General features: G+C 58.7%; 28 protein-coding genes and 1 tRNA gene. 26 read left to right on the top strand and 3 right to left on the bottom strand.

Features of this window, described 5'->3' with window-relative positions; translation table 11 throughout:
* Position 1 precedes the first annotated feature (1 nt).
* The 24 genes from AACH87_RS19470 (at position 2) to AACH87_RS19355 (ending at position 16065) form a co-directional block, all read left to right on the top strand.
* Entirely contained in the window at positions 2–1075 is a 1074-nt protein-coding gene (locus AACH87_RS19470) for an ABC transporter ATP-binding protein (RefSeq protein WP_338796205.1), read from the top strand.
* Positions 1072–1968, top strand: a complete 897-nt coding sequence (locus AACH87_RS19465) for a sugar ABC transporter permease (RefSeq protein ID WP_338796203.1) — start codon at positions 1072–1074, stop codon at positions 1966–1968. Before AACH87_RS19470 ends, AACH87_RS19465 begins: the two co-directional genes overlap by 4 nt.
* The gene (locus AACH87_RS19460) at positions 1961–2773 is read left to right on the top strand and encodes a carbohydrate ABC transporter permease (protein WP_338796202.1); all 813 of its coding nucleotides are present in this window, start codon (positions 1961–1963) and stop codon (positions 2771–2773) included. The genes AACH87_RS19465 and AACH87_RS19460 overlap by 8 nt, the downstream gene beginning before the upstream one ends.
* Before the next feature lie 156 nt (positions 2774–2929).
* Positions 2930–3238, top strand: a complete 309-nt coding sequence (locus AACH87_RS19455; protein WP_338796201.1) for a DUF2160 domain-containing protein — start codon at positions 2930–2932, stop codon at positions 3236–3238.
* A gap of 192 nt (positions 3239–3430) precedes the next feature.
* Entirely contained in the window at positions 3431–5164 is a 1734-nt protein-coding gene (locus tag AACH87_RS19450) for an ABC transporter substrate-binding protein (RefSeq protein ID WP_338796200.1), read from the top strand.
* A gap of 230 nt (positions 5165–5394) precedes the next feature.
* Positions 5395–6987 carry a glycerol-3-phosphate dehydrogenase/oxidase gene (locus tag AACH87_RS19445; protein ID WP_338796199.1) on the top strand — a complete coding sequence of 531 codons (1593 nt, stop codon included), beginning with the start codon at positions 5395–5397 and terminating at the stop codon, positions 6985–6987.
* A gap of 194 nt (positions 6988–7181) precedes the next feature.
* Positions 7182–7550, top strand: a complete 369-nt coding sequence (rplN, locus tag AACH87_RS19440; protein WP_338796198.1) for a 50S ribosomal protein L14 — start codon at positions 7182–7184, stop codon at positions 7548–7550.
* A gap of 9 nt (positions 7551–7559) precedes the next feature.
* Entirely contained in the window at positions 7560–7880 is a 321-nt protein-coding gene (gene rplX / locus AACH87_RS19435) for a 50S ribosomal protein L24 (RefSeq protein ID WP_338796197.1), read from the top strand.
* A 9-nt stretch (positions 7881–7889) separates the two neighbouring features.
* Complete coding sequence (rplE, locus tag AACH87_RS19430; protein ID WP_338796196.1) at positions 7890–8429, top strand: 50S ribosomal protein L5; 540 nt, start codon at positions 7890–7892, stop codon at positions 8427–8429.
* Positions 8430–8437: 8 nt separating this feature from the next.
* Positions 8438–8743 (top strand): 30S ribosomal protein S14, encoded by a 306-nt coding sequence (rpsN, locus tag AACH87_RS19425; protein ID WP_338796195.1) that lies wholly within the window; start codon positions 8438–8440, stop codon positions 8741–8743.
* A gap of 20 nt (positions 8744–8763) precedes the next feature.
* The gene (gene rpsH / locus AACH87_RS19420; RefSeq protein WP_044399270.1) at positions 8764–9159 is read left to right on the top strand and encodes a 30S ribosomal protein S8; all 396 of its coding nucleotides are present in this window, start codon (positions 8764–8766) and stop codon (positions 9157–9159) included.
* A gap of 25 nt (positions 9160–9184) precedes the next feature.
* On the top strand, positions 9185–9718 hold the full coding sequence (gene rplF / locus AACH87_RS19415; RefSeq protein WP_338796194.1) for a 50S ribosomal protein L6: 534 nt from the start codon (positions 9185–9187) through the stop codon (positions 9716–9718).
* Positions 9719–9729: 11 nt separating this feature from the next.
* The gene (rplR, locus tag AACH87_RS19410; RefSeq protein ID WP_338796193.1) at positions 9730–10095 is read left to right on the top strand and encodes a 50S ribosomal protein L18; all 366 of its coding nucleotides are present in this window, start codon (positions 9730–9732) and stop codon (positions 10093–10095) included.
* A gap of 17 nt (positions 10096–10112) precedes the next feature.
* Positions 10113–10631, top strand: coding sequence for a 30S ribosomal protein S5 (gene rpsE, locus AACH87_RS19405; RefSeq protein WP_338796192.1), 519 nt, complete (start codon positions 10113–10115; stop codon positions 10629–10631).
* A 14-nt stretch (positions 10632–10645) separates the two neighbouring features.
* Entirely contained in the window at positions 10646–10828 is a 183-nt protein-coding gene (rpmD, locus tag AACH87_RS19400) for a 50S ribosomal protein L30 (RefSeq protein ID WP_338796191.1), read from the top strand.
* Between the two features lie 10 nt (positions 10829–10838).
* Positions 10839–11270 carry a 50S ribosomal protein L15 gene (gene rplO, locus AACH87_RS19395; protein WP_338796190.1) on the top strand — a complete coding sequence of 144 codons (432 nt, stop codon included), beginning with the start codon at positions 10839–10841 and terminating at the stop codon, positions 11268–11270.
* A gap of 21 nt (positions 11271–11291) precedes the next feature.
* Positions 11292–12611 carry a preprotein translocase subunit SecY gene (gene secY, locus AACH87_RS19390; protein WP_338796188.1) on the top strand — a complete coding sequence of 440 codons (1320 nt, stop codon included), beginning with the start codon at positions 11292–11294 and terminating at the stop codon, positions 12609–12611.
* A 128-nt stretch (positions 12612–12739) separates the two neighbouring features.
* Positions 12740–12853 carry a 50S ribosomal protein L36 gene (gene rpmJ, locus AACH87_RS19385; RefSeq protein WP_005793651.1) on the top strand — a complete coding sequence of 38 codons (114 nt, stop codon included), beginning with the start codon at positions 12740–12742 and terminating at the stop codon, positions 12851–12853.
* A gap of 23 nt (positions 12854–12876) precedes the next feature.
* On the top strand, positions 12877–13242 hold the full coding sequence (gene rpsM / locus AACH87_RS19380; protein ID WP_338796185.1) for a 30S ribosomal protein S13: 366 nt from the start codon (positions 12877–12879) through the stop codon (positions 13240–13242).
* An 18-nt stretch (positions 13243–13260) separates the two neighbouring features.
* Positions 13261–13665, top strand: a complete 405-nt coding sequence (gene rpsK / locus AACH87_RS19375; protein WP_005793662.1) for a 30S ribosomal protein S11 — start codon at positions 13261–13263, stop codon at positions 13663–13665.
* A gap of 91 nt (positions 13666–13756) precedes the next feature.
* Entirely contained in the window at positions 13757–14380 is a 624-nt protein-coding gene (rpsD, locus tag AACH87_RS19370; protein WP_338796176.1) for a 30S ribosomal protein S4, read from the top strand.
* 112 nt (positions 14381–14492) lie between these two features.
* Positions 14493–15485, top strand: coding sequence for a DNA-directed RNA polymerase subunit alpha (gene rpoA, locus AACH87_RS19365; protein WP_099656877.1), 993 nt, complete (start codon positions 14493–14495; stop codon positions 15483–15485).
* Between the two features lie 89 nt (positions 15486–15574).
* The gene (gene rplQ, locus AACH87_RS19360; protein WP_066698045.1) at positions 15575–15967 is read left to right on the top strand and encodes a 50S ribosomal protein L17; all 393 of its coding nucleotides are present in this window, start codon (positions 15575–15577) and stop codon (positions 15965–15967) included.
* A 21-nt stretch (positions 15968–15988) separates the two neighbouring features.
* Positions 15989–16065 (top strand) — tRNA-Met (locus tag AACH87_RS19355).
* Positions 16066–16343: 278 nt separating this feature from the next.
* Here the strand turns inward: AACH87_RS19355 and nhaR are convergent.
* Positions 16344–17240, bottom strand: coding sequence for a transcriptional activator NhaR (nhaR, locus tag AACH87_RS19350; protein WP_338796174.1), 897 nt, complete (start codon positions 17238–17240; stop codon positions 16344–16346).
* Positions 17241–17387: 147 nt separating this feature from the next.
* Between nhaR and AACH87_RS19345 the strand changes: the two genes are divergently transcribed.
* Entirely contained in the window at positions 17388–17945 is a 558-nt protein-coding gene (locus AACH87_RS19345; protein WP_338796173.1) for an Rrf2 family transcriptional regulator, read from the top strand.
* 133 nt (positions 17946–18078) lie between these two features.
* Here AACH87_RS19345 and AACH87_RS19340 read toward each other — a convergent pair whose 3' ends face one another.
* Positions 18079–18453, bottom strand: a complete 375-nt coding sequence (locus tag AACH87_RS19340; protein WP_338796171.1) for a hypothetical protein — start codon at positions 18451–18453, stop codon at positions 18079–18081.
* A gap of 152 nt (positions 18454–18605) precedes the next feature.
* Positions 18606–18980 carry a TraR/DksA family transcriptional regulator gene (locus AACH87_RS19335; protein WP_338796170.1) on the bottom strand — a complete coding sequence of 125 codons (375 nt, stop codon included), beginning with the start codon at positions 18978–18980 and terminating at the stop codon, positions 18606–18608.
* 205 nt (positions 18981–19185) lie between these two features.
* On the opposite strand from AACH87_RS19335, the gene AACH87_RS19330 reads away from it, so the two are divergent.
* Positions 19186–19542 (top strand): DUF2946 family protein, encoded by a 357-nt coding sequence (locus AACH87_RS19330; protein ID WP_338799024.1) that lies wholly within the window; start codon positions 19186–19188, stop codon positions 19540–19542.
* The last annotated feature ends 50 nt before the right edge of the window (positions 19543–19592 follow it).

Raw genomic sequence — 19592 nt, 5'->3', positions numbered from 1 at the left:
CATGGCACATATCCAGCTGGATCTGGCCCATTCCTACCGGCCCAACCCGCAGCAGGACAGCGACTACGCGCTGCTGCCGCTCAAGATGGACTTTGAAGACGGTGGTGCCTACGCGCTGCTCGGCCCCTCGGGCTGCGGCAAGACCACCATGCTCAACATCATGTCGGGCCTGCTGGTGCCTTCGCACGGCAAGGTGCTGTTCGATGGCCGCGATGTGACGCGCGCCACGCCGCAGGACCGCAACATTGCCCAGGTGTTCCAGTTCCCGGTGATCTACGACACCATGACGGTAGCCGAGAACCTGGCCTTCCCGCTCAAGAACCGCAAGGTGCCCGAGGCGCAGATCAAGCAGCGCGTGGGCCAGATTGCCGAAATGCTGGAGATGAGCCACCAGCTCGACATGCGTGCGGCGGGCCTGTCGGCCGACCAGAAGCAGAAGATCTCGCTGGGCCGTGGCCTGGTGCGCTCGGACGTGGCAGCGGTGCTGTTTGACGAGCCGCTCACCGTGATCGATCCGCACCTCAAGTGGCAGCTGCGCCGCAAGCTCAAGCAGATTCACCACGAGCTCAAGCTCACGCTGATTTACGTGACGCACGACCAGGTGGAAGCGCTGACCTTCGCCGACAAGGTGGTGGTGATGAGTCGTGGCCGCGTGATGCAGCTGGGCACGCCCGATGCGCTGTTTGAAAAGCCCGCGCACACCTTTGTGGGCCACTTCATCGGTTCACCCGGCATGAACTTTTTGCCCGCCGTGGTGGAAGGCACTGCGCTGCAGGTGGCGGGCCAGCGCATGGCATTGCCCGCCCGCAGCCTGCCCGCAGGCTCTTTGCAAGTGGGGGTGCGGCCTGAATACCTGGCGCTGGTTGCGGCGGAGGCCGCAGGCGCATTGCAGTGCCGCGTAGCGCAGGTGCAGGACATTGGCACCTACCAGATGCTCACCGCCCAGGTGGGTGATCACACCCTCAAGGCCCGCGTGGCCCCCGAAGTGGCCTTGCCCGCGGTGGGCAACAACGTCTGGCTGCAGGTGCTGGGTGAGCACACCTGCTTCTACCAAAACGAGGAGTTGTTGGCATGAGTACAACGACCAAACCCGTCAACCAGAAAGCCTGGTTCCTGATCCTTCCCGTCATCCTGTGCGTGGCCTTCTCAGCCATCCTGCCGCTGATGACGGTGGTGAACTACTCGGTGCAGGACATCATCAGCCCCGAGCGCCGCGTGTTTGTGGGCACCGAGTGGTTCGTGCAGATCATGCGCGACGAGGAGCTGCACGCTGCGCTCTTGCGGCAGATCACCTTCTCGCTGGCGGTGCTGGCGGTGGAGATTCCGCTGGGCATCCTGCTGGCGCTGTCCATGCCTGCGCAAGGCTGGAAGTCGTCCGCCGTGCTGGTGGTGGTGGCGCTGTCGCTGCTGATTCCGTGGAACGTGGTGGGCACCATCTGGCAGATCTATGGCCGTGCCGACATCGGCCTGATGGGTCGCCTGCTGCAGGAGATGGGCATTGATTACAGCTACACCGGCAACGCCACGCAGGCGTGGCTCACGGTGCTGCTGATGGACGTGTGGCATTGGACGCCGCTGGTGGCGCTGCTGGCGTTTGCCGGGCTGCGGTCCATTCCGGATGCGTACTACCAGGCCGCCCGCATTGACGGTGCCAGCAAGCTGGCGGTGTTCCGCTACATCCAGCTGCCCAAGATGCGTGGCGTGCTGATGATTGCCGTGCTGCTGCGCTTCATGGACAGCTTCATGATCTACACCGAGCCCTTCGTGCTGACGGGCGGCGGGCCGGGCAACGCCACTACGTTCCTGAGCCAATACCTCACGACCAAGGCCGTGGGCCAGTTTGACCTAGGGCCTGCGGCGGCGTTCTCGCTGATCTATTTCTTCATCATCCTGCTGCTGTGCTTCATCCTCTACAACTGGATGCAGCGCGTGGGCACCGTCAGCGACGAAGGGGCTGGCCATGAATGAAAAGCGCTTCCAGAAGCGGACGCTGTTCCTGTTCGCGTACCTGCTGTTTGCCGTGTTGCCCATCTACTGGATGGTGAACATGAGCTTCAAGACGAACGAGGAGATCCTCTCGACCTTCACGTTCTTCCCGCAGCACTTCACCTGGGCCAACTACAAGACCATCTTCACCGATGCGAGCTGGTACTCGGGTTACATCAACAGCCTGATCTACGTGAGCATCAACATGGTGATTACGCTCACCGTGGCACTGCCTGCGGCCTATGCGTTCTCGCGCTACAGCTTTCTGGGTGACAAACATGTGTTCTTCTGGCTGCTGACCAACCGCATGACGCCGCCTGCCGTGTTCCTGCTGCCGTTCTTCCAGCTCTACACCACCGTGGGGCTCATGGACACACACATTGCCGTGGCGCTGGCGCACTTGCTGTTCAGCGTGCCACTGGCGGTATGGATTCTGGAAGGCTTCATGAGCGGCATCCCGCGTGAGATTGACGAGACGGCGTACATCGACGGCTACAGCTTTCCGCGCTTCTTCCTCACCATCTTCCTGCCGCTCATCAAGGCGGGCGTGGGGGTGGCCGCGTTCTTCTGCTTCATGTTCAGTTGGGTGGAGTTGCTCCTGGCCCGCACGCTGACCAGCGTGAACGCCAAGCCCATCGTCGCCACGATGACGCGCACGGTGAGTGCCAGCGGCATGGACTGGGCCACGCTGGCCGCCGCCGGGGTGCTGACCATCGTGCCCGGCGCGATCGTGATCTGGTTTGTGCGCCACTACATCGCAAAAGGCTTTGCGATGGGCAGAGTGTGATGCTCCCCCTGAGTCGCCTGCGGCGCCTTCCCCCTCCAGGGGGACGACGCCCTCGCTGCGGGGCGGCCCTTGCTAGGCGTCCCTGGCTTGGGTCGCGCTCGTGCAGACGGGCTATGGCGGTATCTGACGCCACGCTAATGGAAAGGAATGCTTCAAATGTTTGACTGGATGGCCTGGACCACGCCCGTGGCCGTGTTCTTCACCTGCATCGTGCTCATGCTCATCGGCATGACGGTGTGGGAAATCAAGTCGCCCACCGTGATGCGCAAAGGCTTCCTGCCCATCGCCACCACGCGGGGAGACCGTCTCTTCATCGGTCTGCTCACAGCCGCCTATGTGAACCTGATTTTTGTGGGCATGAGCGGGCGCATGGTCCAGTGGTTCAGCCTGGAGAGCGAGCCCTCGGTGTGGATCAGCTTTGTGGTGTCCATGGCCCTGCTGGCGCTGATCATGCGCAAGGGGTGAGGCTGCTATGAAAAAGTGAGCTGCTTGCGCTGATCTTGCAAATGTTCTGCGGCTGAATGACTTGCAGACGCAGCCAATAAAGCGCAGGCAGCTATGGTTTTGAGAGCGAAGTTTTGAACATTCAAGTGCCGGTCTGACTCCCCCCGGACCGGTGTCGTTCTACCCAAGGGGGTTCCATCTGAGGAGACAGCAATGAAGGTGCAGTTCAAGGCGATTGCGTTCGCCGCCGCAACCCTGGTCCTGGGGCACGCAGCCTGGGCCGGCGAGGCAGAGGCCAAGAAGTGGATCGACAGTGAGTTTCAGCCATCCACGCTGAGCAAAGACCAGCAGATGGCCGAGATGAAGTGGTTCATCGAAGCCGCCAAGAAGCTGCAGGCCAAGGGCGTGAAGGAAATCTCCGTGGTGTCCGAGACCATCACCACCCACGAGTACGAATCCAAGACCCTGGCCAAGGCGTTCTCCGAAATTACCGGCATCACCGTCAAGCACGACCTGATCCAGGAAGGCGACGTGGTCGAGAAGCTGCAGACCTCCATGCAGTCCGGCAAGTCCATCTATGACGGCTGGATTTCCGACTCCGACCTGATCGGCACCCACTACCGCTACGGCAAGATCCTGAACCTGACCGACTACATGAGCGGCGCGGGCAAGGAATGGACCAACCCCGGCATCGACCTGAAGGACTACATCGGCACCAAGTTCACCACGGCGCCCGATGGCAAGCTGTACCAGCTGCCCGACCAGCAGTTCGCCAACCTGTACTGGTTCCGCGCCGACCTGTTCGAGCGCAAGGACCTGAAGGACAAGTTCAAGGCCAAATACGGCTACGACCTGGGCGTGCCACTGAACTGGTCCGCCTACGAAGACATCGCCGAGTTCTTCACCAACGACGTCAAGCAAATCGACGGCAAGCCCATCTATGGCCACATGGACTACGGCAAGAAGGACCCATCGCTGGGCTGGCGCTTCACCGACGCATGGCTGTCCATGGCCGGTTCTGCTGATATCGGTACGCCCAACGGCCTGCCCATCGATGAGTGGGGTATCCGCGTGGCTGACGACAAGTGCACCCCTGTGGGCGCCAGCGTGGCCCGTGGCGGCGCCACCAACTCGCCTGCCGCCGTCTACGCCCTGACCAAGTACGTGGACTGGATGAAGAAGTACGCGCCCAAGGAAGCCATGGGTATGACCTTCGGCGAAGCCGGCCCCGTGCCCGCGCAAGGCCAGATCGCCCAGCAGATCTTCTGGTACACCGCGTTCACCGCTGACATGACCAAGCCTGGCCTGCCTGTGGTGAATGCCGACGGCACACCCAAGTGGCGCATGGCCCCTGGCCCCAATGGCCCCTACTGGAAGCAAGGCATGCAAAACGGCTACCAGGACGTGGGCAGCTGGACCTTCTTCAAGGACCACGACGCCAACAAGACGGCTGCCGCCTGGCTGTATGCACAGTTCGTGACGGCCAAGACCACTTCGCTCAAGAAGACATTGACTGGCCTGACGCCTATCCGCGAATCGGATATCCAGAGCAAGGCCATGACCGATGCAGCGCCCAAGCTCGGTGGTCTGGTGGAGTTCTACCGCAGCCCCGCCCGCGTGGCCTGGTCGCCCACTGGTACCAACGTGCCTGACTACCCCAAGCTGGCCCAGCTGTGGTGGAAGAACGTAGCCCAGGCGGTGACGGGTGAAAAGACGCCCCAAGGCGCCATGGACACCCTGGCCGACGAAATGGACCAGGTGATGGCCCGCCTGGAGCGCGCTGGCATGGCCAAGTGCGCGCCCAAGCTCAACCCCAAGAGCGATCCCTCGAAGTGGCTGAGCGACAAGCAAGCGCCATGGGCCAAGCTGGCCAACGAGAAGCCAAAGGGTGAAACCATCGACTACAACAAGCTGCTGCAAGCTTGGAAGGATGGCAAGGTGCGCTGACACCTGCACGGTAGATCCGATGGGGTTGCACCCCTTGGGTCTGCCAACGGCTGGTGGCCCAGGGATTGGTTTCCTGGCCGCCAGCCTTTGAGATTGGAGAAGGCCGGGGTCTTTTGCTGCAAACGCGGCATGCCATCAAAAGCCCCGTCCGTGGCATCGCCAGCCGGTGTCGGAGAAAATTAAGGGTTTACCCGTATTAATGGGCCGCGCCCCATGGACAATCAGCTCCCATGACCAACGTTTCTGCACCTTTACCCACCCGGCGTTCTGAACTTCTGGATCGTCTGGCCCAGCCGCATTTGTATGACCTCGCCGTGATCGGCGGCGGCGCGACCGGGCTGGGGGTGGCTCTGGACGCCGCGGCCCGCGGGTTCAGTGTGGTGCTGGTGGATTCGCACGACTTTGCGAAGGGCACGTCCTCCCGCGCCACCAAGCTGGTGCACGGCGGCGTGCGTTATCTTGCGCAAGGCAATATTTCCCTGGTGCGCGAGGCGCTGCACGAGCGCACCACGCTGCTCAGCAATGCCCCCCATCTGGCACAGCCTCTGGCGTTTGTCATGCCCTCGTACCGGTTCTGGGAAATGCCGTTTTATGGCATGGGCCTGATGATGTACGACGCTCTTGCTGGCAAGGCTGGCCTGGGGGCTACCAAGTTTCTGGGGCGTGACCGCACCCTGGAGTGCCTGCCCACAGCGCGGCAGGAAGGGCTCAAGGGGGGCGTCAAATATTGGGACGGCCAGTTTGATGATGCGCGTCTGGCTCTGGCGCTGGCGCGCACTGCAGCCAGCCGAGGCGCGCTGCTGGTGAACTACTGCCCAGCCAAGGCCTTGATCCACGAAAACGGCAAGGTGGCTGGATTTGAATGTGAAGACACCGAAACGGGTCGCACGTTTGCCGTCAAAGCCCGCTGTGTCGTCAATGCCACAGGGGTGTGGGTGGACGGCTTGCGGCAAATGGACGGCGAGGCCATTGGCAAACCCGTCAAACCCATCGTAGCGCCCAGCCAGGGGGTGCACATCGTGGTGGACCGCGACTTTTTGCCGTCTGACCATGCCCTGATGGTGCCCAAGACGGCCGATGGCCGCGTACTTTTTGCGGTGCCGTGGCTCGGCAAGCTTATTCTGGGCACCACGGACAGCCCGCGCCAGGATGTGGTGCGCGAGCCTCTTCCTTTCAAGGAAGAGGTGGCCTTCATATTGAGTGAGTCTGCCCGCTATCTCACCCGCGCGCCCAAAGAGGAAGACATTCGCAGCATATGGGTCGGTTTGCGCCCTTTGGTCAAGCCGCAGGACGACGATGGCGATAACACCAAGAGCCTGAGCCGCGAACACACGGTGCTCGCCAGCCGCAGCGGCTTGATCACCGTGACCGGGGGCAAGTGGACCACCTACCGTGCCATGGCGGAAGATGTGCTCCAGAAGTGCTTTGATGCCGGGGTGCTTCCGGCCAAACCGGCAGGCGCGACCAACGCCCTGCCTGTCGTGGGCACACCGGTCGAAGCGGTGCGCCACAGCATCAGCGATGCCCCCGGTATGCACTCCTATGGCTGCGAAGCGGCTGTGGTGACCAGTCTGCCCGGCGCAACGCACGAACTTGGCGGCGGCCTGACGGAGGCCATGGTGCGGTTCGCTGCCCGGTACGAATACGCCCGTACGGTGGAAGACGTTCTGGCGCGCCGCAGCCGCCTGCTGTTCCTGGATGCACGCCAGGCTCTGGCTTTGGCCCCTGCGGTGGCTGCATTGCTGCAGGAAGAGCTGGGCGCAGACCCCCAACTGCCCGCTTTCTTGGCACTGGCACAACAGTATCTGCATCCAAAAGTGTGATAGGCGCTTGACGCGCCTTGTTGGATTTGCAATAATCAAAGGCTTCGCGTTCAAAGCGTGAAGTTTCTGCCCAGCGGGAAGTGCTGCAAATGGTTTGCGGTGCGGACGACGGGCCCAAGACTGACTGGCTGATTTGCAGCCCTTGAGAAGTTCTCTGGGGCTGTTGTCTTCTGGTGCAAGTTGGGAATATTGAAATGATCCAGACAGAATCTCGGTTAGAGGTTGCCGACAACACCGGCGCTAAGTCCGTCCTTTGCATTAAGGTGCTGGGTGGTTCCAAGCGCCGTTATGCAAGCGTTGGCGACATCATCAAGGTGAGCGTTAAAGAAGCCGCCCCCCGTGGCCGCGTCAAAAAAGGCGAGGTGTACAGCGCTGTGGTGGTGCGTACGGCAAAGGGTATCCGCCGTGGCGACGGTTCGCTCGTCAAATTCGATGGCAACGCAGCAGTGTTGCTCAACTCCAAGCTGGAGCCTATTGGCACCCGCATCTTCGGCCCCGTGACGCGTGAACTGCGTACCGAGCGCTTTATGAAGATCGTGTCTCTGGCTCCTGAAGTTCTCTGAGGACGCGCCATGAACAAGATTCGCAAAGGCGACGAAGTCATCGTGCTGACAGGGCGCGATAAGGGCAAGCGCGGCACTGTGACGCTGCGCAAGGATGACTCCTATCTGGTCATCGAGGGCATCAACCTGGTCAAGAAGCACGCCAAGCCAAACCCCATGAAGGGTACGACTGGCGGCATCGTTGAAAAGGCTATGCCAATCCATCAGTCCAACGTGGCCATCTTCAATGCGGCTACCGGCAAGGCTGATCGCGTGGGTATCAAGGTGCAGGCTGATGGTTCGCGCGTTCGCGTGTTCAAGTCCAGCGGCGCTGAAATCAAGGCGGCCTAAGGGGTAAACATGGCACGACTGCAAGAAATCTACCGCGACAAGATCGCACCCGAGCTGACCAAGCAGTTCGGTTACACATCGCCCATGGAAGTCCCTCGCCTGACCAAGATCACACTGAACATGGGTGTGAGCGAGGCAGTTTCGGACAAGAAGGTGATGGACAACGCCGTGGCTGACCTGACCAAGATTGCTGGTCAAAAGCCTGTGGTGACCAAGGCCAAGAAGGCTATCGCCGGGTTCAAGATCCGTGAAGGCCAAGCCATTGGCTGCATGGTGACCCTGCGTGGCGTTCAGATGTATGAATTCCTGGATCGCTTCGTGACGATCGCACTGCCCCGCGTGCGTGACTTCCGTGGTATCTCCGGTCGTGCATTTGACGGCCGTGGCAACTACAACATCGGTGTCAAAGAACAGATCATCTTCCCCGAAATCGAATACGACAAGGTGGATGCTCTGCGTGGTTTGAACATCAGCATCACAACGACTGCCAAGACCGACGAAGAAGCCAAGGCTCTTCTGGCTGGCTTCCGTTTCCCCTTCAAGAACTGAGGTGGCGCATGGCTAAAGTAGCATTGATCCAGCGCGAACTGAAGCGCGAAAAACTGGTGGCCAAGTACGCTGCAAAGTATGCAGAACTGAAGGCCATCGCTGGTGACGCCAAGCGCACCGACGAAGAGCGTGATGCGGCCCGTCTGGCGCTGCAAAAGCTGCCTCGCAACGCGAACCCCACGCGTCAGCGCAACCGTTGCGAAATCACCGGTCGCCCACGTGGCACGTTCCGTCAATTCGGTCTGGCTCGCGCCAAGATCCGTGAACTGGCTTTCAACGGCGACATCCCTGGTGTCACCAAGGCCAGCTGGTAAGCAGGCAGGAGAGATTAAACATGAGCATGAGTGATCCCATCGCTGACTTGCTGACCCGCATCCGTAATGCACAGATGGTGTCCAAGGCTACGGTTCAAGTGCCTTCTTCCAAAGTGAAGGTGGCCATTGCCCAAGTGCTGAAGGACGAGGGTTATATCGACGGCTTCCAGGTCAAGACTGAAGCTGGCAAGTCCGAACTCGAAATCGCCCTGAAGTACTACGCAGGACGTCCAGTGATTGAGCGCATTGAGCGCGTCAGCCGCCCTGGTCTGCGTGTGTACAAAGGCCGTGATTCCATTCCACAAGTCATGAACGGCCTGGGTGTGGCAATTGTCACAACTCCAAAGGGCGTGATGACCGACCGCAAGGCGCGCGCAACCGGTGTTGGTGGCGAAGTGCTGTGCTACGTGGCCTAACCGCGGCATTTGAGGAGAAACTGAAATGTCCCGAGTAGGAAAAATGCCCGTGACCATCCCCGCAGGCGTGGATGTGTCCGTCAAAGCCGACCAGATCTCTGTCAAGGGCTCTGGTGGCACATTGTCTCTGGCCCAGCATGCGCTGGTGAAGGTGTCCAGCAACGATGGCAAGCTGAGCTTCGAACCCGTGAACGACTCGCGTGAAGCCAACGCCATGAGCGGTACCCTGCGTCAGCTGGTTAACAACATGGTTGTTGGCGTGAGCAAGGGCTTCGAGAAGAAGCTGAGCCTGGTCGGCGTGGGTTACAAGGCCACTGCCTCCGGTTCCAAGCTGAACCTGGCCGTGGGTTACTCTCACCCCGTCAACTTTGAAATGCCTGCTGGCATCACCGTCGCAACCCCTACGCCCACTGAAGTGATCGTCAAGGGTGCAGACCGTCAGCGCGTGGGTCAAATTGCTGCTGAGATTCGTGCTGTTCGTCCTCCCGAGCCTTACAAGGGCAAGGGCATCCGCTATGCGGATGAGAAGATCACGATCAAAGAGACCAAGAAGAAATAAGGAGCTGCAACATGTTGACAAAGAAAGAGCAGCGTCTTCGTCGTGCACGTCAAACGCGTATCCGCATTGCCCAGCAAGGCGTGGCACGTTTGACCGTGAACCGTACGAACCTCCATATCTACGCCAGTGTGATCTCCGGCGACGGCAGCAAGGTGCTTGCAAGTGCTTCCACAGCGGAAGCCGATGTGCGCAAGTCCTTGGGTGGTGCTGGCAAGGGCGGCAACGCCGCTGCAGCCCAGCTGATCGGCAAGCGCATCGCTGAAAAGGCGAAGGCAGCAGGTGTCGAGAAGGTTGCATTTGATCGCGCAGGCTTTGCTTACCACGGTCGCGTCAAGGCATTGGCCGATGCAGCTCGCGAAGCTGGTCTGCAGTTCTAAGCGGAGCGGAATACAAAATGGCTAAATTTCAACCCAAAGTGCAAGACGAAGGTCGTGACGACGGTCTGCGCGAAAAAATGATCGCGGTGAACCGCGTGACCAAAGTCGTGAAGGGCGGCCGTATCCTCGGTTTCGCAGCACTGACTGTGGTTGGCGACGGTGATGGCCGCGTTGGCATGGGTAAGGGCAAGTCTAAGGAAGTGCCTGCAGCTGTGCAAAAGGCAATGGAAGAAGCTCGTCGCAACATGGTGAAGGTGTCGCTGAAGGATGGCACGATCCATCACAACGTGACAGGTCACCACGGTGCCGCTGTCGTGATGATGGCTCCCGCCCCCAAGGGTACGGGCATCATCGCTGGCGGTCCTATGCGTGCCGTCTTCGAAGTGTTGGGCGTGACGGACATCGTGGCCAAGAGCCATGGATCGTCCAACCCCTACAACATGGTCCGCGCTACCTTTGATGCTCTGGTGAACTCCACCACTCCATCTCAGGTTGCTGCAAAGCGTGGCAAGACAGTTGAAGACATCTTCGCCTGATTGGAAGCACGTATATGACTACGCAACAAACCGTCAAGATTCAACTGGTGCGCAGCCCGATTGGCACCAAGGAATCGCACCGCGCCACCGTTCGTGGCCTGGGTCTGCGCAAGCTGAACAGCATCAGCGAGCTGAAAGACACGCCTGAAGTGCGCGGCATGATTAACAAGATCAGCTATCTGGTCAAAATCGTCTGAGAGATCGATCATGGAACTCAATAGCATCAAGCCCGCAGACGGTGCCAAGCATGCCAAGCGCCGCGTAGGCCGTGGTATCGGCTCCGGTCTGGGCAAGACCGCTGGCCGTGGTCACAAGGGTCAGAAATCCCGTTCCGGTGGCTATCACAAGGTAGGCTTCGAAGGCGGTCAAATGCCTTTGCAACGTCGCCTGCCAAAGCGTGGCTTCAAGTCTCACCTGCTGAAGTTCAATGCAGAAGTCACACTGACTGCCTTGGATCAGCTCGGTCTGGCTGAAGTGGACGTCTTGGCATTGAAGCAAGCTGGTCTGATCAGCGAGCTGGCCAAGGTGGTCAAGGTCATCAAGAGTGGTTCGCTGAGCAAGGCAGTCAAGCTGTCGGGTATTGGCGCAACGGCTGGTGCCAAGGCAGCTATCGAAGCTGCTGGTGGCTCCGTGGCCTGATAGCCCCCAAGGAAGGCATCTGTGGCAACTAGCGCAGCTCAAATTGCAAAAACCGGCAAGTTTGGCGACTTGCGTCGTCGGCTGGTTTTTCTGTTGCTTGCGCTGGTCGTGTATCGCATTGGGGCGCATATCCCAGTGCCAGGCATCGATCCAGCCCAACTTCAGCAGTTGTTCAGCGGGCAAAAGGGCGGCATCCTGAACTTGTTCAACATGTTCTCGGGTGGTGCGCTGTCTCGGTTCACCGTGTTTGCCTTGGGAATCATGCCGTACATCTCGGCATCGATCATTTTGCAACTGATGACCTATGTCATTCCTACCTTTGAGCAATTGAAGAAGGAAGGCGAGTCTGGCCGTCGCAAGATTACCCAATACACGCGAGCTGGAACCTTGGGGTTGGCGCTTTTCCAGTCCTTTGGGATTGCAGTGGCGCTTGAAAGCTCCGCAGGTCTGGTACTGAGCCCTGGCTTTGGTTTCCGTCTCACCGCTGTTGTCAGTCTGACAGCAGGCACCATGTTCCTGATGTGGCTGGGCGAGCAGATTACTGAACGTGGACTTGGCAACGGTATTTCCATCCTGATCTTTGCAGGTATTGCTGCGGGACTTCCCAGTTCCATCGGCGGCTTGCTGGAGCTGGTGAGTACAGGTGCCATGTCACCCCCTGCAGCAATTTTTATCGTTCTGGTGGTTGCTCTGGTAACATACTTTGTTGTCTTTGTTGAGCGTGGACAGCGCAAGATTCTTGTGAACTACGCGCGGCGCCAGGTTGGCAACAAGGTGTATGGCGGCCAAGCCTCGCATTTGCCTCTGAAGCTGAATATGGCTGGTGTGATTCCGCCGATCTTTGCATCGTCGATCATTCTGCTTCCAGCAACGGTAGTGAATTGGTTCAGTGCTGGTGATTCAATGCGCTGGCTGAAGGACATCTCGGGTGCGCTGACTCCTGGTCAACCTATCTATGTGATGTTGTATGCAGCTGCCATTGTCTTCTTCTGCTTTTTCTACACGGCTCTGGTTTTCAATAGCCGCGAAACAGCAGATAACTTGAAGAAGAGCGGTGCTTTCATCCCTGGCATTCGTCCTGGTGAGCAGACGGCACGTTACATCGACAAGATTCTCGTTCGGTTGACTCTTGCTGGCGCTGCTTACATCACTTTCGTGTGTTTGCTGCCTGAGTTTTTGATCCTGAAGTACAACGTTCCGTTTTACTTTGGTGGCACGTCTCTGTTGATCATCGTAGTGGTCACCATGGACTTCATGGCCCAGGTTCAGAACTACATGATGTCGCAGCAATACGAGTCACTGCTGAAGAAGGCCAACTTCAAAGGCGGTAACGGCGGTTGAAAAGGTGCCGACGCGAGTAGCGTCGGTGTCTTGAATAGATTGAGTAGGCGCCCCACGAGTTTTCGCGGGCACAAACTGTGTTCCGTGCGAAACAGCCGGGACGGATGGAAAAGTTTTAGGAGAATGCAATGAGAGTTTCGGCTTCGGTCAAAAAAATCTGCCGCAACTGCAAGATCATCCGCCGCAAAGGTGTGGTGCGCGTGATCTGCACGGATCTGCGTCACAAGCAGCGCCAGGGTTGATTGGAAAGTATTAGAGGACGCATATGGCACGTATCGCTGGCATCAACATTCCGCCTCACAAGCATGCGGAAATCGGTTTGACCTCCATCTATGGCATTGGTCGCACCCGCGCTCGCAAGATTTGCGAAGCAACTGGCATCGAATATTCCAAGAAGATCAAGGACCTGACGGACGCTGATCTGGAAAAAATTCGCGAGCAGATCGAACAGTTCACCATTGAAGGTGACCTGCGCCGCGAAACAACCATGAACATCAAGCGCTTGATGGACATCGGTTGCTACCGTGGTTTCCGCCACCGTCGTGGTCTGCCGATGCGTGGTCAGCGTACGCGTACCAATGCCCGCACTCGCAAGGGTCCGCGCAAGGGTGCAGCTGCACTGAAGAAATAAAGAGATTGAAAGATCAATATGGCTAAATCTCCTGCCAACAACGCTGCACAACGCGTTCGCAAGAAGGTTCGCAAGAACGTTTCTGACGGCATCGCCCACGTGCACGCATCGTTCAACAACACGATCATCACCATCACCGATCGCCAAGGCAACGCTCTGTCTTGGGCATCGTCTGGTGGCCAAGGTTTCAAGGGCTCGCGTAAGTCCACTCCCTTCGCTGCTCAGGTGGCTTCGGAAGTTGCTGGTCGCGCTGCTATCGACCAAGGTATCAAGAACCTGGACGTTGAAATCAAGGGCCCCGGCCCAGGCCGTGAGTCGTCTGTGCGTGCCTTGGGTGCTCTGGGCATCCGTATCACATCGATCTCTGATGTGACACCTGTGCCGCACAATGGCTGCCGTCCTCAAAAGCGCCGTCGTATCTGATTTTTTCAAGCCCACCGCCGCCTGCAGACGTGAAAACGCTCCAGGCGGCTCCCGCAATGGTTTGCGGTAGATGACATAAAAGGAAGCTCAAGTGGCACGTTATCTCGGCCCCAAGGCCAAACTCTCCCGCCGTGAAGGCACCGATCTGTTCCTGAAGAGCGCCCGTCGCTCCATCGCGGACAAGTCCAAGTTCGATTCCAAGCCTGGTCAGCACGGCCGCACCTCCGGTGCCCGTACTTCTGATTACGGCCTGCAACTGCGCGAAAAGCAAAAAGTCAAGCGCATGTATGGCATTCTGGAAAAGCAATTCCGCCGCTACTTCGAAGCTGCTGACAGCAAGAAGGGCAACACCGGCGCGAACCTGCTGTTCCTCCTGGAGTCCCGTCTGGACAACGTGGTGTATCGCATGGGCTTCGGTTCCACCCGCGCAGAAGCACGTCAGCTGGTATCCCACAAGGCCATCACTGTGAATGGTCAATCGGTGAACATCCCCTCCTACCTCGTGAAGGCTGGTGATGTGGTTGCTGTGCGCGAAAAGTCCAAGAAGCAAGCCCGTATCACTGAAGCGCTGCAACTGGCTGCTCAAGTGGGCATGCCAGCTTGGGTTGAAGTGAATGCCGACAAGGCCGAAGGCGTCTTCAAGAAGGTGCCTGATCGTGATGAGTTCGGTGCAGACATCAACGAATCTCTGATCGTTGAGTTGTACTCGCGCTAATCACTCGATCTAGTTTTCGAGTAAACCGTTCCTAAACCGCGAGGCATCGCGGTTTAGGCGCTTCACCAGCCTTACCGGTGTAACGAGCTGGGGGTATTGAGAGGAAGTCTGAATGCAAACCAATTTGCTGAAACCCAAGGCGATCAATGTCGAGCAGCTCGGCCACAACCGTGCCAAGGTTGCTCTGGAGCCTTTTGAGCGAGGCTATGGCCATACGCTGGGCAACGCCATCCGGCGCGTTCTGCTCTCGTCCATGGTGGGTTACGCAGCGACCGAAGTGACCATCGCTGGTGTGCTTCATGAATACTCGTCGATTGACGGCGTTCAAGAAGATGTGGTGAACATTCTCCTGAACCTCAAGGGCGTGGTCTTCAAACTCCATAACCGTGACGAAGTCACCCTGAGCCTGCGCAAAGATGGCGAAGGTGTGGTGACCGCACGTGATATCCAGACACCTCACGACGTTGAAATCGTCAATCCTGATCATGTGATTGCTCACCTGTCGCAAGGCGGCAAGCTGGACATGCAGATCAAGGTGGAAAAAGGCCGTGGTTATGTGCCAGGCAGCATGCGTCGCTATGCAGATGAAGCCACCAAGTCCATTGGTCGTATCGTTCTGGATGCTTCGTTCTCTCCTGTCAAGCGCGTGAGCTACACGGTGGAAAGCGCTCGCGTGGAGCAGCGTACAGACCTGGACAAGCTGGTGGTGGAGATCGAAACCAACGGCGCGATCACTGCTGAAGATGCAGTTCGTGCATCGGCGAAGATTCTGGTCGAACAACTGGCTGTGTTTGCGCAACTGGAGGGTGGTGAGCTGACCGCCTTCGAGACGCCTTCTGGTCCACGCGGTGGCGCTACTTTTGATCCGATCCTGCTGCGTCCTGTGGACGAGCTGGAATTGACGGTGCGTTCTGCCAACTGCCTGAAGGCGGAGAACATCTACTACATCGGTGACCTCATCCAGCGCACCGAAAACGAGCTGCTCAAGACGCCAAATCTGGGCCGCAAGTCGCTCAACGAAATCAAGGAAGTTTTGGCTTCTCGCGGTCTCACTTTGGGCATGAAGCTGGAAAACTGGCCACCAGCCGGTTTGGATAAGCGTTAAGTTATAATCTCGGGTTCCGCTGAGGAACCAGTGCGCTGGGCAGTACCTGATACGGCTGCCTGGTTTAATCAAGTAAAAAGGAAAGCACCATGCGCCACGGACACGGACTCCGTAAACTGAATCGCACCAGCTCGCACCGTCTTGCGATGCTGCAAAACATGATGAACTCGCTCATCGAGCATGAGGCCATCAAGACCACCGTACCCAAGGCCAAAGAATTGCGCCGCGTGATCGAGCCCATGATCACTTTGGCCAAGGAAGACTCCGTGGCTAACCGCCGTCTGGCTTTCAACCGTCTGCGTGACCGCGACAGCGTGACCAAGCTGTTCAACGAACTGGGTCCACGTTTCAAGGCACGTCCCGGTGGTTACACACGTATCCTGAAGATGGGTTTCCGTGTGGGAGACAACGCACCTATGGCCTATGTGGAACTGGTGGATCGCGCTGCAGAAACTGAAAATTCTTCGGCAGCCGCTGAATAATAGGGTATAATTTAAATCTACCGCGCGATGGAGCAGTCTGGTAGCTCGTTGGGCTCATAACCCAAAGGTCGGAGGTTCAAATCCTTCTCGCGCAACCAAAAAATCATCAAAGCCCCGACTTGTCGGGGCTTTTTTGTTTTTGTCTCAACAAAAGCTGTTTTGGGTAGCTGCAAGCACAGAGACCTGACTGCGCTTGGAACGGCACGGTGATTGCACCGCTAGATTCGTTCAAGCATGGCTCCCAAAGACCAAAAGAGTCGCCTCGCAGTTGTCCGGGGTGTTTTTTGAGTCGCCCTCTGGGATTCCTTCCAGATCATCAGACAGTGCTGCTTTTTGCAGAAGCCGTTCCATCGGAATGAGTCCATGCCTTCAGCGTTTACTGACCAAAAAGATCGGATCGCGCTGCTTCCGTGATGGCCACTACGCAGGGGTGGCTGATGCGCCGCTCTACCGAAATGGCAAAGAACTCCTCGACCAGCTCGATCGAGCGACCGATCACCTCCACGCCAAATTGAGACTGCGTTTCTTCTTCCAGTACGGTGGGCGATGTGAAGATGCCGCGCCCTTCGCGTCCAAAGGCGTTCATCAGCGCGCTGTCATCAAACTCCCCCACGATGCGGGGCTGCAGATGGTGCTTGTTCAACCAATGATCGAGCTGCTGCCGCACGGAAGACAAAGGTCCCTGGATCAGCATGGGTGCGCCATGCAGACACTGCGGAAAGGGCCCCTGGAGTTGGCTTTTGAGCGCTGGTGAGCAAAAGAAGCTCATGCTGGAGGATCCCAACGCGTGGTTGAACGCCTTCACGCCTATCTTTTTGGAAGCAGGCTCGTCGGCCAGCAGCAGGTCCAGACGGTGGATGCTCAGTTGTGCCAGCAACTCCGGAAATTTGCCTTCGTGACAGGTCATGTGTACCTGCTGCTGCATGCCAAGAGCAGGCTCCAGCAAGTGGTACGCCACCGATTTGGCCACCGAATCTGCGACACCCACCTTGAACTCCAGCGGCTTGGACTGCCCCCGGGGCAAACGGATGGCTTTTTCCAGTTCATCGCTCAGGGCAAAGATCTGCTCCGCATAGCCCAGTGCCACACGTCCTTCATTGGTGAGTTCCAGGCCTCTACCGCTTTTGCGGAAGAGGTCATGCCCCAGCCACTCCTCCAGCTGATTGATCTGTCCGGACAGAGTCTGCGGAGTGGTGTGCAACTGCTCACCCGCCCGCATCACACCGCCCGCCTTGGCAGCTGTCCAGAAGTAACGCAGATGCTTAAAGTTCATGGCGCGGCCTTATTCATCGAGAAAATCGAAGTGTTTTGAACAATAAAACGAATATACGCGAAGTGTCAAAACTCCTACATTCTGGATTGGCAAGGCGTTTGGAGTCTTGTCAGTGGTTTCGCTCAATGCGTTCACAAGGAGGTTGCCATGCGTATTACGACCCGAGGAAAAGTCGCTGTTTCGGCCATGACGGATCTGGCTCTGCACCAGAGGATGAAGCCTGTGTCGCTCACCAGCATCAGCCAGAGGCAGGGGACTTCGCTGTCTTATCTGGAGCAGCTGTTCAGTGCCCTGCGTCGTGCCGGTCTGGTAGAGAGCACGCGCGGCCCCGGTGGGGGTTACACGTTGGCGCGTCGGCCGGAGCAGATCGCGGTGGCTGAAATCATCCTGGCGGTGGAGAACATGGAGGTGGATGATTACCAGCCTCTGACCCCTCCCCAGGTGGCGCAGCTCAAGGCCATGACGGGCGAGCTGTGGGTGTCTTTCAACGCACGGGTGCTGGAGTACCTGCAGTCGGTATCGCTGAAGGAACTGGTGACTCAGGCCCAGGCCCAAGGGGTGGAGCCAGCACCTGAGCGACAGTCTGCCAGCCCCCGCAAGGCCGTGGGCATCACCAAGCCCGCACCGCGGCCTTTGATGTCGCGTCTGCAGATACCGAACTCGGTCTTTGCACTGGGCGCGATGCCGCTGGCCCCCCGCCGTTGAGGTGTCCTGCATCACCCTTCTCAGGCGGTGATGCAGGTGGATAAAAAAAGCGCTCAACCCAAGGGCTGGGTGGAGCGCTCAACGCTGATGGCGAGCAACACCCGCTCTCAGCACAAGGAACCTGTTCAAAAGCTCATGCCACGGACGGATCCGCCGCCATGTTGTCGAATTTCTTGAAATACTGGCGCGCCATGGCCACTAGCTGCGCGTCGGTAGGGTGATCTGCGGGCATTGAATCCACCACGCTGTGGGCCACCGCGGTGGCGCTCTTGTGGCACCAGTCCCTGAACTCGTTGCGCGCCAACCCCGGCCCGCACAGCAGCACTTCATGCGTGCCTTGCAGGGCCTGAGCGATGTCTCCAAAGAAGCCGGATGCATCACCAGATTTGCCCTGGTGTTTGTGATGGCTGCGGGATTTGATGCGCTGGGCTTGCACATGCTCGCGGTCAAACATCACCACATGGGCTTCGGAATGGTCCATCCAGACAACAGCGTGAAAAGTGCTCATGGTTCAGGTCTCGTGAGTGAAAGAAAAAGTGTGGTTTGGAAAGCTCCAAGACTTGCGATGACTGCACAGGCCTTTGAGCAGACGGCTGAATAGCGCGCCGGTTGAACGCCCACAGGCGTTTCTGTGGGCAACTCGGTGAGCAGCTCTGGGCATCAGTGGTGTGGCGACGAATGGCTCTCCGCTGCCTGCTGGCAATGCACGCAGCGCGCCGCCTCGGGGGTAGCTTTGAGGCGTGCTTCGGCAATCTCCTCGCCACAGTCAATGCACTCGCCGTAGGTGCCAGCCTCCATGCGCTCCAGCGCTGCGGCAATGGCATTGAGGTGTTCATGCTCCCGGTCTTCGATGGCGAACTCCAGGACGCGCTCGGTGGCGGCCTGGGCGCGCGAGTCTTCACCGGGGTGGAAATGCTCTGCCGCCGCTTCCACGCGGCCCATCGCGCCTCCACGCTGCTCGGCCAGCTGGGCCAGGATGGCAGCCCGCTGTTCGAGCAACTGCTGTTGAAACGGTGTCATCTGTGCGGGTGTCATTCAGTCAACTCCAGGGAAGTGAGGGAACGTCTTCATGGTGCGCCGTCTGCGCCCGCTGCGGTTTGATGGATATCAAGCTCCCGATGTGCTTGCTCTGGTGGGTGACGCTGCGGTTTGTGGCGCATCAGACCGCGTGAAAAAAGCGCTGATGCCCACACCCACCAAGCACCCCGCCGCGGTGCGCGTGCTCCTACAATGGCCGGATATGCAAACCATTCGCCGCCTTCGCTGGCTCGCCCGCTGTGTGCTGGCGTGGTTTGTCATGTCTCTGGCGGTGGCTGTGGCAGCCCCGGTGGTCAGCCCGCAGTCCATGGAGCTGGTGTGTACCGGTTCTGGTGCGATCAAGTTGCTGGTGCAGACCGATGACGGCGCGCAAGAGCTGTCGTCCCACACGCTGGATTGCCCCTTGTGCGTGCACGTGGGCGCCCCTCCACCGGCCATGCAGGCCCGTTTGCCCCAACCCCACCCGCTGGCGCATGCCCTGCTGCCCATTCCGGCAGCGCATATTGCGTCGCGCACTGCTGCACCGCTGCCGCCACGCGGCCCTCCGTTGTTCTCCTGATTTGCTACTGAATTGATAGCTGTCTGCGCTTGTTGGATAAGCGCAAGCGG

The organism is Acidovorax sp. DW039, from assembly GCF_037101375.1.
GTDB lineage: Bacteria > Pseudomonadota > Gammaproteobacteria > Burkholderiales > Burkholderiaceae_C > Acidovorax.
The sequence above is the reverse complement of the archived record's forward strand: the minus strand, read 5'-3'. Positions and strand labels throughout refer to the sequence as shown.

Coding starts and splice junctions, on each gene's coding strand:
- AACH87_RS19465 (WP_338796203.1), top strand. CDS start 1,072: ATGAGTACAACGACCAAACCCGTCAACCAGAAAGCCTGGTTCCTGATC.
- AACH87_RS19455 (WP_338796201.1), top strand. CDS start 2,930: ATGTTTGACTGGATGGCCTGGACCACGCCCGTGGCCGTGTTCTTCACC.
- AACH87_RS19470 (WP_338796205.1), top strand. CDS start 2: ATGGCACATATCCAGCTGGATCTGGCCCATTCCTACCGGCCCAACCCG.
- rplO (WP_338796190.1), top strand. CDS start 10,839: ATGGAACTCAATAGCATCAAGCCCGCAGACGGTGCCAAGCATGCCAAG.
- AACH87_RS19445 (WP_338796199.1), top strand. CDS start 5,395: ATGACCAACGTTTCTGCACCTTTACCCACCCGGCGTTCTGAACTTCTG.
- rpsH (WP_044399270.1), top strand. CDS start 8,764: ATGAGCATGAGTGATCCCATCGCTGACTTGCTGACCCGCATCCGTAAT.
- rplX (WP_338796197.1), top strand. CDS start 7,560: ATGAACAAGATTCGCAAAGGCGACGAAGTCATCGTGCTGACAGGGCGC.
- rpmJ (WP_005793651.1), top strand. CDS start 12,740: ATGAGAGTTTCGGCTTCGGTCAAAAAAATCTGCCGCAACTGCAAGATC.
- rplN (WP_338796198.1), top strand. CDS start 7,182: ATGATCCAGACAGAATCTCGGTTAGAGGTTGCCGACAACACCGGCGCT.
- rplF (WP_338796194.1), top strand. CDS start 9,185: ATGTCCCGAGTAGGAAAAATGCCCGTGACCATCCCCGCAGGCGTGGAT.
- rplQ (WP_066698045.1), top strand. CDS start 15,575: ATGCGCCACGGACACGGACTCCGTAAACTGAATCGCACCAGCTCGCAC.
- rplE (WP_338796196.1), top strand. CDS start 7,890: ATGGCACGACTGCAAGAAATCTACCGCGACAAGATCGCACCCGAGCTG.
- AACH87_RS19460 (WP_338796202.1), top strand. CDS start 1,961: ATGAATGAAAAGCGCTTCCAGAAGCGGACGCTGTTCCTGTTCGCGTAC.
- nhaR (WP_338796174.1), bottom strand. CDS start 17,240: ATGAACTTTAAGCATCTGCGTTACTTCTGGACAGCTGCCAAGGCGGGC.
- AACH87_RS19450 (WP_338796200.1), top strand. CDS start 3,431: ATGAAGGTGCAGTTCAAGGCGATTGCGTTCGCCGCCGCAACCCTGGTC.
- rpmD (WP_338796191.1), top strand. CDS start 10,646: ATGACTACGCAACAAACCGTCAAGATTCAACTGGTGCGCAGCCCGATT.
- rpoA (WP_099656877.1), top strand. CDS start 14,493: ATGCAAACCAATTTGCTGAAACCCAAGGCGATCAATGTCGAGCAGCTC.
- AACH87_RS19330 (WP_338799024.1), top strand. CDS start 19,186: ATGCAAACCATTCGCCGCCTTCGCTGGCTCGCCCGCTGTGTGCTGGCG.
- rpsM (WP_338796185.1), top strand. CDS start 12,877: ATGGCACGTATCGCTGGCATCAACATTCCGCCTCACAAGCATGCGGAA.
- rpsK (WP_005793662.1), top strand. CDS start 13,261: ATGGCTAAATCTCCTGCCAACAACGCTGCACAACGCGTTCGCAAGAAG.
- AACH87_RS19340 (WP_338796171.1), bottom strand. CDS start 18,453: ATGAGCACTTTTCACGCTGTTGTCTGGATGGACCATTCCGAAGCCCAT.
- rpsN (WP_338796195.1), top strand. CDS start 8,438: ATGGCTAAAGTAGCATTGATCCAGCGCGAACTGAAGCGCGAAAAACTG.
- AACH87_RS19335 (WP_338796170.1), bottom strand. CDS start 18,980: ATGACACCCGCACAGATGACACCGTTTCAACAGCAGTTGCTCGAACAG.
- AACH87_RS19345 (WP_338796173.1), top strand. CDS start 17,388: ATGCGTATTACGACCCGAGGAAAAGTCGCTGTTTCGGCCATGACGGAT.
- rpsE (WP_338796192.1), top strand. CDS start 10,113: ATGGCTAAATTTCAACCCAAAGTGCAAGACGAAGGTCGTGACGACGGT.
- rplR (WP_338796193.1), top strand. CDS start 9,730: ATGTTGACAAAGAAAGAGCAGCGTCTTCGTCGTGCACGTCAAACGCGT.